Below are 15,218 nucleotides of genomic sequence, written 5' to 3' on the forward strand. Positions count from 1 at the left end.
TCTACAGGATGGTAATAATACAGATTGTCCATGATGTTCCTGTAACAAATCAGTTATAAGGAAATCTCTATCTTCATTACAATAAGGTCTAAGAAGAATTCATAGTAAAGTAGACCAACTGAATTCGGCTCAAATAGGTTAATGACGTTTTTGGTGTTTTTTTATTAGAGGGGACTTGGTACTGAAAAATCAGCATATAATTTCTGAAACAGGCGGAGTAGATTGCCTGTTTCAGAGAATATTTAGATAAACAAAAATTCTTAGAGTTTAGGGGAAAAAAGAACGTATTACATGATTTTAAATTGAATGACTAATAAAGAAGAAACAATTGTTTTAAATTGACCAATAATAACCACACTTAAATAATCCCATTGCGATTTTGGTTTTAACTCTTGTAATGGCGTGGTTTTAATTTTAATAATCATCGGTACCCAAGTTTGAAAATAAATATTTATATGAATGATATGATTAACCAGCGAATATAAATAAAATTAGACACTAATTATTCATACTTTCTAAGACTGGTTTGGTATTTGAATTTTCCCTATAAAAATTTGTTCTCGTTGTTTATTTTACTAATTTCCTTACTAATTTGATTGGTAATTAATAATGCTTTTATTCCTTCATTTCCTGATACAGAAGGTTCTCTTTTGACCTTAATACAGTTTATGAAATCAGTTAGCTGTACTTGTAGTGGATGTATAGAATCATCCACCTTAATAGTTTTGGTGAGAATAGAGCTTCGTATGTTGATTTCTTTTTTTAATAAATTGACGTCTATAAAAGCATCTTCGGTGAGAATTTGTATGGTTCTAATTTTATTTTTAGATTTAAAACTAGATGACAGCTTTACGATTGTCTCTTGTGAAGACTTGGCAATGACCACAGCATGCTTAATTGTACCGTCAATTATTTTTCCTAACGCCTTAACTTCCATGAGTTTATCCTTAAGAATCTCTTGCAAAATATAAAGGTCATGGATCATTAAATCCTCTACAACATCGATATTTTTAATTCTTTTATGGTAGGGGCTCATACGCTGAAATTCAATGCCAATTATTTTTTTATTTTCTAATACCTTTAGAAGTTCCTGAATTACGGGATTAAAAAGCTCAATGTGGCCAACTTGAAGTATGACCCCTGATTTTAAAGATTTATAAAGCAAATCTTTTGCTTGTTCTACTGTACTGGTCATAGGTTTTTCTAATAACATGTGTACTTTATTATCAATACACTTTAAACCAATATCATAATGAAACTTAGTTGGGACAGCTATACTAACAGCGTCAACTTCTTTTAAGAGATTATCCAATGATGGGAAAGGCTTCATATTGTATTTTTTAGCAATTTCATTTCTTTTCGTTTCATCTATATCATATATACCTATTAGTTGGCAGTGATGATACATAGACGAATACGTTCGTATATGATTTTCTCCCATATTACCAGTTCCAATTACACCAACTCTCATATAATTCTCCTCACTTTGAATACGAATTATTTACATGTTATGCATTAGCTAGAAAGTGAGGTAGACTGTCATAACGACAAATTTTAAAATTGGCAATTGGCCTGTGCGCGAATGATAGGAAGGAGTGTCAACATGATCAAATTGCTCTTAATTGCAGAAGACACTTCTAAATTGATCAATAGGAATTTTTATTATTTAGAGCAGGAACTTAAAAATATGGTACATTTAACATTATGGAGACAGTCTGGACACATTGACTATATATTAAGGAAACTAGAAACTAGACCCGATTTTATAGTACTTTTAAATGATATTGATCGACATATGTCACCAAAGATAAACGGCCTTGCTCATATTGATATACCAACTGGTTTATTTGTAAATGATGTCCATCGCTTTATAAGCCTTAGACGAAATTTTATTAATAAAAATAATATAGATTACTTGTTTTCTATCATTAGAGATAAATTTTTAACATTATATCCTGAATTTCAAGATAAAATGGAATGGTTTCCGCATTTCGTCAATATAGATGTATGTAAAGACTATAAGTTAAAAAAAGATATCAACTTACTACTGATGGGAGCTGTAAGTGATACGTATCCCTTAAGGCAAAAAATCATAAAGACGTATGAGGGGAATGCTGATTTTATTTATCACAGGCATCCAGGTTATCAAAGTTTCAGAGAAAAAGAACAAGAAAAGATGATGGAGCACAATTATGCAAAAGAGTTGAACAGATCCAAGCTATTTTTTACTTGCCCATCTAGACATAATTATCCAGTTCTGAAATATTTTGAAGCACTTGCTTGTAAAACATTGCTATTAGCCCCTACCTTTAAAGAATTAGAAGATATAGGTTTTACTCCAGGAGTACATTTTGTAGCAATCGATGAAATTAATTTTGAAGAAAAGGCAGCATATTTTTTAGCTCATGAAACGGAACGGAAACAAATAATTGAACAAGGATACCGGTTTATTCATCAACACCATACTGTTCAACACCGAGCACAGCAATTAGTTAAGAAAATAGAAAAGATACTTCAATCACAATAATGGGAGGTTTTTGTTTGTCTTCTATACCTGAAAGCACGCAGATTGGTCATCATGTTACAATTGAGGATGACGTCACAGTTGGAGAGAATGTTGTAATTGGCCATAACTCTGTGATCTTAGAGGGAACAAAAATTGATAACAATGTAACGATTGGCTGTAATTGTGTTCTTGGTATCAAGCCAGCTATTAACCAAAGAATGCGGAAAACGTCGAATATTACCGAGTTAGTAATTAAAGCTGGTACACGGATTGGTCATCTAGTATCTATCTACGCTGGTACTCAAGTTGGCGAAGAGGTATTCATTGGTGATCATGCGAGTATCAGAGAAAATACGATAGTCGGTGATAAAACGGTTATCGGTAGAGCAGCGATAGTTGAACTAAATACACAAATTGGAGACTCTTGTACCATTCAAACAATGGCATATATTACAGGGGATACCATAATAGAAGATAATGTATTTGTTGGTCCCTGTGTATCAATGTCTAATGATAAGTATATGGGAGCGCAAAGTTATAGCTTAAAGGGACCTTTTATTAAAAATGGTGCCAAAATTGGAAATAATGCATCATTACTACCGGGGGTCAATATTGGAAACAACACGATAGTCGGTGCAGGTTCTGTTGTTACAAAGCATTTAGAAAATGGTGTAATAGCCGTAGGCATACCCGCAAAAATAATAGGTTTATCAGAAGAGAGTTGATTTAGATGGATACAAAGCAGATAGAAGATATTATGGTTTTGATGCACAATCAATTCGAAGCAGTTGGGAAGAGAATTGGTAATGAATTTCTAATTCCAATAACTTTACTAGAAAAAGGCTACGGTGTTGAAAAAGAGTGGCTAGAAACAGATAATTTGTTGAAAATTTTCATTACGAAGGCTCGTTATTTAGAAATAGATCAATATGATTATCAAGGTAATTACTTACATTATGACAGAAATCGTGTAGAGAATTGGAATGTCGAATTTATTAATGGTATTCCCAAAACAATTTACACGTATGGAAAATATTTTAATCCGTCTACAATTGCTCAATATGGCCTGCAACATTATAGCATTTATTTAAAAGAGAAGAAATTAGCAAGTAAGCAAAAATTTTTAAAAGTAGCTGATTGGTTTATGCATCATCAAGACGAACAAGGAGGGTGGCCGTATCAATTTGATCTTCACTATTACCCTGGTAGGTTAAATAAAATCAAGTCTCCATGGTATTCTGCGATTGGATTAGGTATGGCTATGTCTGTTTTATCTAGGGCTACTGCGCTTACCAAAGATAAAAAGTATGAGCAATGTGCATTAAAAGCCACTAAAATGTTTGAAATTCCTTCAAATAACAATGGGGTGCTAGCTAAGTTTGAAGACAAGTACATGTTTTATGAAGAATGTCCAACAGATCCACCTAGTTTTATTTTGAATGGCTTCATGTTTGCATTAATTGGGTTATATGATCTTTCTAAACAAAGTGGCGATGTGGAAACAAAAAAATTATATCAAGAAGGAATTGTTTCGCTAAAAAGAATGTTACCTTTATATGATTTGGGTTCACGCACTGCTTATGATTTAACGCATTATACAACGGATGGAGGTTATCCAAATGTAGCAAAGTGGGGGTATCATATTACCCATATCCATTTATTAGCTGCATTAAACTCGATAGAGAAGGACGCAAAAATGAACGAAGCATTACAAAGATGGAAAGGCTATTTAGACGGAAAAGTGTCTACTGTATAATTCAAATAAAAGTATACAAATGAATTATTCTCTAAATAGGAAAGAATGTTATAGAAGCTCGATTCTAGGTAGGCTTGTACATCGCAGTGCTCCCCCTATTATGAGATGCGTAAGACAATAGGGGCAGTGCGTCTGTGTTTTCCCCTAAGTTGGGGATATCAAGGGGCTCTGGAATGAAAGATCATCGTTAATCCCGCATATAACTGGCAGTAAAATCCCCACTTCAAGCAATAGTGAAATCGATATGGATAAGTGTGGGATCAACTGCCAGTAAATGTCCGATTGGTTCCAGTGCCTTTAGGTCATACCCTTGTGGTACTAACAATCAGTGGGGGAAAACAAAAACCCCCAACTGATTGAAGTTTTACTTTTATTGTATCTGTATATTTAGTCTCATTTTCTCAGGTTTCTATTTTAAATTAAAAGTCATTCATTAAAATATGGTGAATAGCGTAGGCTGCTTTTCCGTCACCAAACCGTGGAGGAGAATGATTAGGAGTCTTTAGATTCCTGACATTATTTACTATTTGTTTCGTATTATATCCTGCTAGCTGATTCCAGCCGGTCTGTACAGTTTCAATCCACTCTGTTTCCTGCCTTAATGTAATACACGGAATTTGTAGCATATAGGCTTCTTTTTGTAAACCACCAGAATCAGTTAGAACTGCTGTTGCTTGAGCAGTTAATGCTAACATATCAAAATAATGTAATGGTTCTACTGTTTTGATATGAGGTAAATCAATTAATTCATTTAACTTATACTGTTTAATTTTACTTTTAGTTCTAGGGTGTAATGGAAGGACTACTGTTTTAGCTAATTGTTGAAATGCAGTTAGTATTTGTTTTAAATGTTCGGGTTGATCGGTATTCTCTGCTCGATGAACAGTGGCAAGATAATAATTATTATTTGTAAGTGATAAATCTTCTAAAATGGTAGATTGTTGGATAGCATGATCTTTAAAGTAAAGAATAGAATCATACATAATATCTCCCGTTAAATAAACACCTCTGTTGATGCCTTCGTGTTCTAAATTATCAATAGCAGTTTGCGTTGGACAAAATAGCAATGTTGATAAATGGTCTGTAATCACTCTATTAATCTCTTCAGGCATTTTTTTATTAAAACTACGTAAACCAGCCTCAACATGAGCTAAGGGAATATGGAGTTTTGCTGCAGCGATGCTTCCTGCAAGGGTTGAATTCGTATCTCCATATACAAGTACAATATCAGGCTTAACAGACATCATAATCTTTTCTAATTCTAATAGCATTTTAGAAGTTTGTTCACCGTGAGAGCCAGAACCTATACCTAAATAATAATCTGGTTTAGCAAGCTTTAATTGGTCAAAAAAGATGGTAGACATATTATCATCATAATGTTGACCTGTGTGTACCATGATCTCTTTTATTTTGGATTGGGAATTGATCGCTTTAGATAACATAGATGCTTTGATAAACTGTGGCCTTGCGCCTACTATAGTTAAAATGTGCATTTCTTTCTCCTTTCTATATAAGGCTTTCAGTATAAAATTATGATTTTTATATCCTTATCGCTAGTCTGCACATGATTTGAAAAGTAAAAAAATAGAATAAAAGAGTTAGATATCTAAAACAACTTTAATACAGGAAAGGGGCATGAAAAATTGTCTAAAAAGGTATGCATGCTAGTTGCAGAACACCCATTTTTAGATTCTAGAATATTTAAACGGGAAGCCAAAAGTTTAAGAAATTTAGGTTATGATGTGACATTAATTGTTCCTAGAAAGGATGGATATTTGTTTGACATAGATGGTACTCCTATAAAAGATAAATTTACTTCTTCATCATTTATTTATGAAGGAATTAAGATAGTCACTTATTCATTTGAAGAAAGTAGAGCACCATTAAGCAAAGTCGTAGCTCCCGTATCTAAGTGGGAACAAGGGTTCAGTAACCCATTAACAGAACTTGGTATACAACAAAATGCAGACGTTTATCATGCTCATGAGTATTTATCGCTTTTTGCTGGGATTGGTGTAAAAAGGTTATTAAAGCAAAGGAATAAAGAAGTAAAGTTAATTTATGATAGTCATGAATTAACACCAGACCCTTTCGATCCTAAAAACCATGAGAGTCATCGCAATAACTTGAAAGAGAAGCTTTTAATTATGCTGAAAGAAGTTGATCAAATCATTACCATTTCACATTCGATAAAGTCTTGGTTTCTTTCCCAAGATCCCACATTTTCTGTAGAGGTCATATATAACTCGCATCCATTGGTTAAAGAATTTCAGCCAAAGGACTTTACCGGAAATGGTCTGATTACCTGTTACGAAGGTAACATTGATTATAAAAGGGGAAGTAAGGATAAAATAATACAAATTACAGAAAAATGTGCTGATTCCATCGAATTTCAATTTAAAATTATAGGTGGAACGAGGTTTGGTGATACATTTAAACTTCCCAATCATTTAAAGGATAAAATTAAATTAACTGGGTGGGTAGATTATTATTCTATTACACAACATATGAAAGATGTAGAAGTAGGTTGGATTGATTATGAAGATTTACATGAATCACTTAATCGTTCCTATGCGATGCCGAATAAATTCTTTAGTTATTTAAATAATGGTGTTCCTATTGTAGTAAACCGCTCCCATGAGATGGAATCTTTTTTACGAACCCATCGATGTGGTTTAGTAATTAATAAAAGAGATGCTACTGCTACAGATTATGCTGAAGCTATGCTATATTTAGCCAATAATAAGAAGGTATTGAAACAAATGAGTCTAAACGCTAGAAAAGTAATGGAAGAAACGTATTGCTGGGAGAAAATGGAGAACCGATTAGATAATGTATATCATGAGTTACTCAATAACTAGCGTAAAGCTCTTTTTTAGTTCGTTTCAGTGACCTGCTGTTTTACCCAATTTATCGTTAATGCAATTCCATCCTTAAAGTCAGTTTTATTATAGGAGCCAATCAAGCTCTGCAATTTTTTCATTGATCCCCTATGGCTGGTAACATCGGCTTTTCGATTTGGTTTTCTAAGGATCTCTCCTTGATAATTCATTTCATCAATGATCGTCTCCATTATATATTCAATCGATAACTGTTGGTCTGTTGTAATATTTACAGAATCTCCTGGAGGAATTACGGAATATAGTGTTGTCACGATATCGACAGTATCTTTCACATATATATAATCTCTTGTTTGTTGACCACTGCCATGAATTTCAGGAATTTCATTAGAAAGTATTTTTCTAATCGTTGTAGGAATAACCCCAGCTAGAGGTCCTGTGAAATTTTGTCTAGGCCCGTAATTATTAAATGGCCGAACAATAAATGCGTCTAGATCAAACATGGTTACGTAAGACTGTAACATCAAATCAGCAGCAGCTTTTCCGGCGGCATAAGTTGTTGTAGGAGCTAAAGGATGATTTTCATCCATCGGTTGATACTGAGATGATCCAAATGCCTCTGATGATGAAAAATGACACAGTGTTTGAAATTTCTTTTTTCGTTGTAATTCTAATAAATTTTTCAAGACTATAACATTTGTTAAAAAGGCATTGGCTGGATTCATAAACGAATAGTTCAATGCTTTGGTTGCACAGTTAAAAACAATGTCAATGTCGTGTTCTTCCATAATATAGTTTAGAATTTCTTGGTTTTCGGCATTATCGATATAAAGCGTTGTATTATTCTTTTCCAGAGCAGAGGTTAAATTTTCTTTGTTTCCGGTAAAAAGATTATCTAAAATAATAATTTCTTTAGCTTTTTCTTCGATTAATTTATCTATTAAGTGACTTCCAATAAAGCCCGCTCCACCAATGACTAAAATAGTACTGTTTTTAAGTGACTGCCTTTTCATGTTGCCCTTCCCTTCCATGTTTCATTTAATAATTCAATCGTGACTGACCACCGTCTACACTAATTGTAGATCCAACGATCCACGAAGCTTTATTTGATGCAAGAAAAACAGCAGTATTTCCTATCTCCTCTGGTTTACCAAGTCTTCCTGCTGGTATGTTAGCTTGTGCATAATTGTCTAAGAAGTGTGGGTCGTTTTTAATTCGTCGTTTCCATTCCTTGTTGGGGTGGAAAATAGCACCTGGAGCAATACCATTAACACGAATATTATGTTTTATTACTTCAGAGCTAAACGATTTTGTGAAACTATTTAAAGCGGATTTTGAAGCGTTATAAGCTGGAACTCCCCCTGATTCCTTTCCGTAAATAGAAGAGATGTTTATAATTACTCCGGACCCCTCAGTAATCATGTGCTGACTTGCTAATTGACTTAAATGAACGGCAGCGATAAAGTTGAGATTCATCGCTTCATTAAATAGATTGGGGGGTGTTTCTAAAATACTTTTTCCATAGCTAGCCCCTGCATTATTAACAAGAACATCTATTGTATTAAAATCGTTTATAAAATCAGATATTAATTGTTCTCTTTGCTGATTATTTGCGATATCTTTTGTATAAATCTTGACACCAAGTTCCTTTTTCACTGCTTCTAGTTCTAACTTATTTCTAGCTACAATACCCACCTTGGCCCCTTCCTTTAGGAAGGCTTCTGCTATTGCTTTACCAATTCCTTTAGTTCCACCAGTAACAAGTACTTTCTTACCTTGTAATTGTAAATCCATAAGGTATCCTCCAATATTTCATGTAGCGGTGAAAAATACATCACATATTTCAATTATATGTATGAATATTTTATTTAGAGTGTTAATACTTTATTAAGTAGAAAGAAGGACTATATTCAATTCAGACAGTAAAGATAGGGGGATTTTTTTTGAATCAAAAGGTATGTATGTTGCTATGTTACCTTCCTTTTCTAGATTCACGTATATTTGAATGTGAGGCCAAAAGCCTTTTAAATCATGGTTTTGATGTTACGATTATTGCACCACGAAAAGACGGTCTGCTATTTCATGTCGATGGAAAACCATTTTCCAAGCAATTTCGTGATGAGGTTTTTTATTATCAAGGCATTAAAGTTGTTACCTATGATAGTGAAAAAAGATCCGTTAATTATTTATCTGATCCTCTTTATCAATTAGGATTGAAAGAGAATGCAGATTTCTATCATGCCCATGAGTTGAATTCATTTACATATGGTAAAGAAATTAAGTGTGCTTTAAGACAGCAGAATAGTAAAAAGGTTAAATTAATATATGACAGCAGACAAATAATTCCAGACCCATTCTCTTTAAAAATTAATGCTGAAACAAAGCAAAGATGGATGAGGACACTCCGAGATAATTTAAAAGAGGTTGATTACATTGTTACAGTATCTGAATCGATTAAATCCTGGTACTTATCTATAGATCCATTGCTATCCATAGAGGTCGTGTATAATGCGCCATCATTAACACCAAATATCAAGAAAAAAAATGGGTCTAATCATTCACTTGTGGTAGCACATGAAGGAAATATATCAAAAGAAACCTTTGAGAAAATAAAAGCAATAACGGATTTTTACAATGAAGATATTGATATTCACTTTAAGATCATTGGTGGTCCAAGATACGGGGAGACACTTTCCATACCAAAACATTTACAATCAAGGATAGAGCTATTTGGTTGGATTAATTATCATGATCTACCGAAAGCCATGGAGGATGTAGATATTGGGTTAATAGATCTTGATCCATCACATTCACTTAATAATGCCTTTACCATGCCTGCTAAATTATTTAGTTATTTAAACAATGGCATCCCTGTTATAGGAAATAAATGTAGTGATCTAGAGAAATTTATTAGAACGTATTATTGTGGAATGGTAATTAATAAACGAAATTCTAGCTATTTGGATTATATAGATGCGATACAATATTTGCACCAATATCCGAATGAATGGCAGATAATGAGTAAGAATGCAAGAAACGTTATGCAAGAAACCTATAGCTGGAGTCATATGGAAAAACGTTTATTGGCGGTTTATCAATCCTTAGTTGGAAACCGACAACCGTATTTTCTGTTATAGAATGAATTGAGGCTATTATTGGGAGGGTAATAATGCATACAGATGTTTGTTTTTTATTAACGGAGCACCCTTTTCTGGATGCTCGTATTTTTAAAAAGGAAGCGAAGAGCCTGTTAAAACAAGGGTATCGTGTAACGATGATTGTGCCCAGAATAGAGGGGTATTTATTTGATATTGACGGTAGTACATTTACTGAACGTTTTCTAGAAAAAACGTTTTATTATGAAGGCATAAAGATAGTTACATATGAGCAAATGTTCCCGGAAAAAAATATAAAAACATTGCATTATAACCTCCAGTCGAAAAAGAATAATCAGTTTTCAGATCCGTTAACACAACTAGGGATTGAGCAGGATGCTGATATTTATCATGCACATGAATTTTTTTCTTTATATTCTGGTATTTTGATCAAACGTGCATTCATGTCTCAAGGAAAACGATGCAAACTTGTTTATGATAGTCATGAATTAGAACCTGACCCCCTTTTAAAACAGCCTATCCAAACGTTGAAAATAAAAATTCAGATGCTGAAAATAATGCTAAAAGAGTTAGATTATTTGGTAACTGTATCTGAATCAATTAAAGAGTGGTATTTATCCTTTAATCTCAATCTCCCTATAGAAATAATTTATAATTCTCCACCGTTAGCTAGGGATTATGTACCGAAGAAAACGAACAATTCCGAATTAACGCTTGTGTATGAAGGCACAGTAAATAAAAAGAGAGGGAGCTTTAATAAATTTGTTCATATATTGGAATTAGTTAATAAGCAAATGCCTGTAAAAGCCAAAATAATTGGGGGATGGAAGGCAGGTAAATACGATAATAATCATTACAACCTAACGAATATTAATGATCATATTGAATTTGTGGGGTGGCAGCATTATGATTCCATACCAAAAGCTATGAAAGATGCAGATATAGGGTGGATTGATTTAGACGTCAGTCATTCTTTAAATAACAAATTTGCTATGCCAAATAAGTTCTTTAGTTATTTAAACAATGGTGTTCCGGTTTTAGTAAATCAATGTAAAGATATGGCTGAATTTATTCAAACGTATCGATGTGGTTACGTTGTCCCCAAGCTAAAGGCTGATGCACAAGATTATGTAGAAGCTTTACTCGACTTAGAAAATCATAAGCTTGATGAGATGAGTTATCATGCACGAGAGATAATGGAGTCTATGTTCAGTTGGGAGCATATGGAAAAAAGACTATTTAAAGTGTATAAAAAATTAATGGATGGATAATTGGGAGAATAGTACGAATTAGCCATCGAAAAGTGTCCGTTTGTAGTGTAAAACGACGGGTTTAACGCACGTAAAATATTTAAGAAATAAGAATGAATAGGAAACAATGGGCGAAAACATAACGCCTAAATATTAATATACGAGGAGAATTCTAATGAAAGTCTTACATTTACCTTATGGTGCCCCTATGATTGAATTATGTCGGGCATTACGAGCAAAAGGAGTCGAGGCGACAGCATGTCATTTTAACGACAATATATACAAGTTTCAACCAGATATGTGCCTACATTTAAATTTATTACCACCTACGGAAAGGGAAAAAAGAATCAACGAATTTTTAGAAGAAGCGATGCAAACCTATGACATCTTTCACTTTCATTTTGGTGAAACTTTTTTTTCTGATAAAAGGGATCTAGCCATGTTAAAGCAAGCAGGTAAGAAAATGATCGTACATCATCATGGTTCTGATATTCGCGTATTGTCTGTTGCAAAGCGTTTAAACCCATATGTTCGTGTGAAACCTGAATGGACGGAAGAAAAAATATATAGCAATGTAGAGAAGCTTTCAGGCTATATTGATCATGCCGTTGTCCAAGACCCTGAATTGGAAGGGTATATTTCACACATGTATAAACATACACATATTATTCCACATACCATTAATGTCCGTAATTTTAAGCCAAAGTACCCTGACCCACGAAAAACATCTCCACTTGTTGTTCATGCTCCTACCTCGCGCGATCTTAAGGGGACAGAATTTATTTTACAAGCTGTTCATGATTTAAAGGAATCAGGAATACCTTTTCAGTTTAAATTGCTTGAAGGGATTACATATGAAGAGACAAGGAATATGCTGTCCCAAGCTGATATTGTTATCGATCAGTTACGAATTGGGGCTAGCGGGTATATTAGTTCTGAGGCAATGGCCTTCGGAAAGCCTGTTATTTGCTATTTAAGGGAAGACCTAGTGACTAAATACCCCGGTAATACCCCAATCATAAATGCGAATCCTTCTACGATTACAAGCGTACTAAAAGAACTAATCCAAAGACCAAAGAGCTGGAATAAGCTTGGAAAAAGAGGAAGAAAATATATTGAGACATATCATGATTCTCCCATCGTCGCACAACGTTATCTTGATATTTATAACGAACTAAAGTAGTAGTTTTAGAGGCGGTAGTTGATTTTATCCTTATAAGTGCTAATGTACAGTCATTCTACAAGTGGATTCGTATGTTATAGTATCTTTCTTTGTAGAAATGAGGGTGAATAATGATAACAGATCAACAAGAAGCATTAGCGAATGTGGCAGTAATTGGACTTGGGAAAATTGGATTAACGCTGGCTGCAGTATTTGCGAATAATAATTATAATGTCTATGGATCGGATATAAATAAGGATGTTGTCGCTACAATTAATCAAGGTAAATCTCATATTGTAAATGAACCTGGCTTAGATAAGTTGGTTTTGACAGCTCATAAAAGCAAGAACTTATCTGCAACCACTGTGACAGCAGAAGCTGTTACGAAATCGGATATAGTTGTTGTAATTGTCCCTGTACTAATCGATAATCAGTACAATGTAGATTATCAATTGATAGATGCTGCCGTTAAAGATATAGCTAGTGGGATTAAAAAAGGTACACTAGTTATTTTTGAAACGACTATTCCTCCTGGTGATACACAACATCGGTTTGGTAAAAAGATAGAAGAGCTATCTGGTTTACGCTTAGGAGAAGATTTCTACCTCGCTTATAGTCCAGAGAGAGTTTATTCCAATCGAATAATAGAAGATTTAAAAAAATATCCAAAGGTTGTTGGTGGAGTTAATGAAAAGAGTTTGGAATTAGCTGTAAAATTTTATAAAAATGCTTTACATTGTGAATTGATTGAAGTGAGCTCAATAGAAACAGCTGAGTTTTCTAAAATTGCAGAATGTGTATATCGTGATGTGAATATTGCACTTGCAAATGAGCTAGCTCAGTTTGCAGAAACAAAAGGCGTAAATATGTCAGAAGTAATAGTAGCAAGTAATAGTCAGCCATATTCACATTTACACACACCTGGAATTGGTGTTGGAGGACATTGTATTCCAATATATCCATATTTTTTTATTAATAAAGGTTTGAAACAAGGAATGACACGGTTGGCAAGGACAATTAATGATCGTATGGCTAATTATGCTATTGCTAAGATTGAAAAGGAACTTGGAAGCTTAACAGACAAAAATATTCTCATTCTAGGATTATCGTATAGAGAAAATGTAAAGGAACCAACTAAGTCTACAACATTACTTTTAATGGACCAACTAACGAATATGCGATCAAATGTATTTGTAAATGATCCTTTATTTACGAATGAAGAAATTAAATCATATGGAGCTTCGCCTTTATCTTTACAGGATAAATTTGTTTCTGAAATTGATGTTGTAATCCTTCAGGCTTTTCATGATGCTTATACTGATTTAAGTTTTGAAGAGTTCAAAAATTGTATGCTAGTTTTAGATGGCCGAAATAAACTAAATAAAAATGAGATCAGTAGTCTGGGGATTACTTATAGGAGTATAGGTAATGAAAAGCCAAAGGAGGAGTTATGATGTTTAACAATAACAAATTAACCCCTATTCCAATGGTAGATTTAAAAGAAGAATTATATCTAATAAGAAGTCCAATTATCGAGACGTTAGGTGATGTCTTAGATAGCGGTGAGTATATACTAGGAGAAAAAGGAGAGAAATTAGAAAAGGCAATAGCGAAATATGTAGGAGCATCGTATGGTGCCGGAGTAGCAAATGGCACTGATGCGTTAGAATTGTCCCTTAAAGCTTTAAATGTTGGGGACGGAGATGAAGTAATTACTACTCCGTTTACTTTCTTTGCTACTGGTGAAGCCATCGCACAAGTCGGTGCTACTCCTGTTTTTGTAGATATTGAAGAAGAAACATATAATATAGATCCTGCAAAAATTGAAGAACAAATTACGGAAAAAACAAAAGCCATTCTTGTAGTACATTTATATGGTCAAATTGCTAGAATGAAAGAAATCATAGATATAGCTAAAAAATATAACTTGAAGGTGATTGAAGATGCTTGTCAGGCAATTGGAGCAGAAGATGATAGAAAAAGAGTAGGATCGATTGGAGATATTGCTTGCTTCTCTTTTTTTCCTTCAAAAAATCTCGGGGCATTTGGTGACGCAGGAATGATAACTACGAATCAAAAAAAGGTTTATGAACAAATTTGTAAACTCAGAAATCATGGTAGTAAGGAAAAATATTATCATTCATCAATTGGTATGAACAGTAGGCTTGATGAATTTCAAGCTGCTATTTTATTAATTAAATTATCTTATTTAGATATTTTCCTGCATCAGCGAAGGGAGGTTGCAAGGCGGTATACAGATAACTTTAAGGAATTTGTGAAAAGCCCAGTAATACCAAATAACAAAGCGCATACTTTCCATCAGTATTGTATTGAATTAGATAAAAGAGACGAACTTGCACTAGAATTAAGAAATTATGGAATTGCCTCTGCTATTTATTATCCAATTCCTTTACATTTGCAGCAGGCTTTTCATTATCTCGAATATAAAGAAGGGGATTTCCCGATAGCAGAAAAAGTAGCTAATAGAATACTTGCGTTGCCTATATATCCAATGCTATCTATTCAAAAACAAGAGTATGTGATTGAAAAGGTTTTAAACTTTTTAAATAGCGGTCTATAAGCCATAG

General features: G+C 33.6%; 13 protein-coding genes. 9 read left to right on the forward strand and 4 right to left on the reverse strand.

The features are described from left to right. Positions 1–544 precede the first annotated feature (544 nt). A complete protein-coding gene (locus D9782_RS07610; RefSeq protein WP_121604431.1) occupies positions 545–1,471 on the reverse strand; it encodes a Gfo/Idh/MocA family protein in 927 nt (308 codons plus the stop codon). A 132-nt stretch (positions 1,472–1,603) separates the two neighbouring features. Here D9782_RS07610 and D9782_RS07615 point away from each other — a divergent pair, with 132 nt between their 5' ends. Genes D9782_RS07615 through D9782_RS07625 form a run of 3 tightly spaced genes read left to right on the forward strand, consistent with a single transcriptional unit; the run spans position 1,604 to position 4,262 of the window. After that, positions 1,604–2,527 (forward strand): glycosyltransferase, encoded by a 924-nt coding sequence (locus tag D9782_RS07615; RefSeq protein WP_121604432.1) that lies wholly within the window; start codon positions 1,604–1,606, stop codon positions 2,525–2,527. A gap of 14 nt (positions 2,528–2,541) precedes the next feature. Continuing rightward, positions 2,542–3,231, forward strand: coding sequence for an acyltransferase (locus tag D9782_RS07620; RefSeq protein WP_240455822.1), 690 nt, complete (start codon positions 2,542–2,544; stop codon positions 3,229–3,231). A 5-nt stretch (positions 3,232–3,236) separates the two neighbouring features. Then, positions 3,237–4,262 carry a D-glucuronyl C5-epimerase family protein gene (locus D9782_RS07625; RefSeq protein WP_121604434.1) on the forward strand — a complete coding sequence of 342 codons (1,026 nt, stop codon included), beginning with the start codon at positions 3,237–3,239 and terminating at the stop codon, positions 4,260–4,262. Positions 4,263–4,681: 419 nt separating this feature from the next. Here the strand turns inward: D9782_RS07625 and wecB are convergent, their stop codons facing one another. After that, complete coding sequence (gene wecB, locus D9782_RS07630; RefSeq protein WP_121604435.1) at positions 4,682–5,755, reverse strand: non-hydrolyzing UDP-N-acetylglucosamine 2-epimerase; 1,074 nt, start codon at positions 5,753–5,755, stop codon at positions 4,682–4,684. 150 nt (positions 5,756–5,905) lie between these two features. On the opposite strand from wecB, the gene D9782_RS07635 reads away from it, so the two are divergent. Further along, on the forward strand, positions 5,906–7,123 hold the full coding sequence (locus tag D9782_RS07635) for a glycosyltransferase (RefSeq protein WP_240455823.1): 1,218 nt from the start codon (positions 5,906–5,908) through the stop codon (positions 7,121–7,123). Between the two features lie 14 nt (positions 7,124–7,137). On the opposite strand, the gene D9782_RS07640 is transcribed toward D9782_RS07635, so the two are convergent. Then, positions 7,138–8,115 carry a dTDP-glucose 4,6-dehydratase gene (locus D9782_RS07640; RefSeq protein ID WP_121604436.1) on the reverse strand — a complete coding sequence of 326 codons (978 nt, stop codon included), beginning with the start codon at positions 8,113–8,115 and terminating at the stop codon, positions 7,138–7,140. A gap of 25 nt (positions 8,116–8,140) precedes the next feature. Next, positions 8,141–8,896: an SDR family NAD(P)-dependent oxidoreductase gene (locus D9782_RS07645; protein WP_121604437.1), complete on the reverse strand. Its 756-nt coding sequence runs from the start codon at positions 8,894–8,896 to the stop codon at positions 8,141–8,143. 149 nt (positions 8,897–9,045) lie between these two features. On the opposite strand from D9782_RS07645, the gene D9782_RS07650 reads away from it, so the two are divergent. The 5 genes from D9782_RS07650 (at position 9,046) to D9782_RS07670 (ending at position 15,211) form a co-directional block, all read left to right on the forward strand. Then, a complete protein-coding gene (locus D9782_RS07650) occupies positions 9,046–10,239 on the forward strand; it encodes a glycosyltransferase family protein (protein WP_121604438.1) in 1,194 nt (397 codons plus the stop codon). Positions 10,240–10,271: 32 nt separating this feature from the next. Beyond that, on the forward strand, positions 10,272–11,489 hold the full coding sequence (locus D9782_RS07655; protein WP_121604439.1) for a glycosyltransferase: 1,218 nt from the start codon (positions 10,272–10,274) through the stop codon (positions 11,487–11,489). Between the two features lie 154 nt (positions 11,490–11,643). Further along, on the forward strand, positions 11,644–12,651 hold the full coding sequence (locus D9782_RS07660) for a glycosyltransferase family 4 protein (RefSeq protein ID WP_121604440.1): 1,008 nt from the start codon (positions 11,644–11,646) through the stop codon (positions 12,649–12,651). A gap of 110 nt (positions 12,652–12,761) precedes the next feature. Beyond that, positions 12,762–14,084: a nucleotide sugar dehydrogenase gene (locus D9782_RS07665; RefSeq protein ID WP_121604441.1), complete on the forward strand. Its 1,323-nt coding sequence runs from the start codon at positions 12,762–12,764 to the stop codon at positions 14,082–14,084. Next, complete coding sequence (locus tag D9782_RS07670; RefSeq protein ID WP_034679479.1) at positions 14,084–15,211, forward strand: DegT/DnrJ/EryC1/StrS family aminotransferase; 1,128 nt, start codon at positions 14,084–14,086, stop codon at positions 15,209–15,211. The genes D9782_RS07665 and D9782_RS07670 overlap by 1 nt, the downstream gene beginning before the upstream one ends. Positions 15,212–15,218 lie beyond the last annotated feature (7 nt).

This window comes from Virgibacillus sp. Bac332, from assembly GCF_003667785.1.
Lineage (GTDB): Bacteria > Bacillota > Bacilli > Bacillales > Amphibacillaceae > Virgibacillus > Virgibacillus salarius.

What these genes read in the sequence shown, in the direction of transcription:
- D9782_RS07615 (WP_121604432.1), top strand. Translation starts at nt 1,604, where the DNA reads ATGATCAAATTGCTCTTAATTGCAGAAGACACTTCTAAATTGATCAAT.
- D9782_RS07670 (WP_034679479.1), top strand. Translation starts at nt 14,084, where the DNA reads ATGTTTAACAATAACAAATTAACCCCTATTCCAATGGTAGATTTAAAA.
- D9782_RS07655 (WP_121604439.1), top strand. Translation starts at nt 10,272, where the DNA reads ATGCATACAGATGTTTGTTTTTTATTAACGGAGCACCCTTTTCTGGAT.
- D9782_RS07610 (WP_121604431.1), bottom strand. Translation starts at nt 1,471, where the DNA reads ATGAGAGTTGGTGTAATTGGAACTGGTAATATGGGAGAAAATCATATA.
- D9782_RS07645 (WP_121604437.1), bottom strand. Translation starts at nt 8,896, where the DNA reads ATGGATTTACAATTACAAGGTAAGAAAGTACTTGTTACTGGTGGAACT.
- wecB (WP_121604435.1), bottom strand. Translation starts at nt 5,755, where the DNA reads ATGCACATTTTAACTATAGTAGGCGCAAGGCCACAGTTTATCAAAGCA.
- D9782_RS07660 (WP_121604440.1), top strand. Translation starts at nt 11,644, where the DNA reads ATGAAAGTCTTACATTTACCTTATGGTGCCCCTATGATTGAATTATGT.
- D9782_RS07665 (WP_121604441.1), top strand. Translation starts at nt 12,762, where the DNA reads ATGATAACAGATCAACAAGAAGCATTAGCGAATGTGGCAGTAATTGGA.
- D9782_RS07640 (WP_121604436.1), bottom strand. Translation starts at nt 8,115, where the DNA reads ATGAAAAGGCAGTCACTTAAAAACAGTACTATTTTAGTCATTGGTGGA.
- D9782_RS07625 (WP_121604434.1), top strand. Translation starts at nt 3,237, where the DNA reads ATGGATACAAAGCAGATAGAAGATATTATGGTTTTGATGCACAATCAA.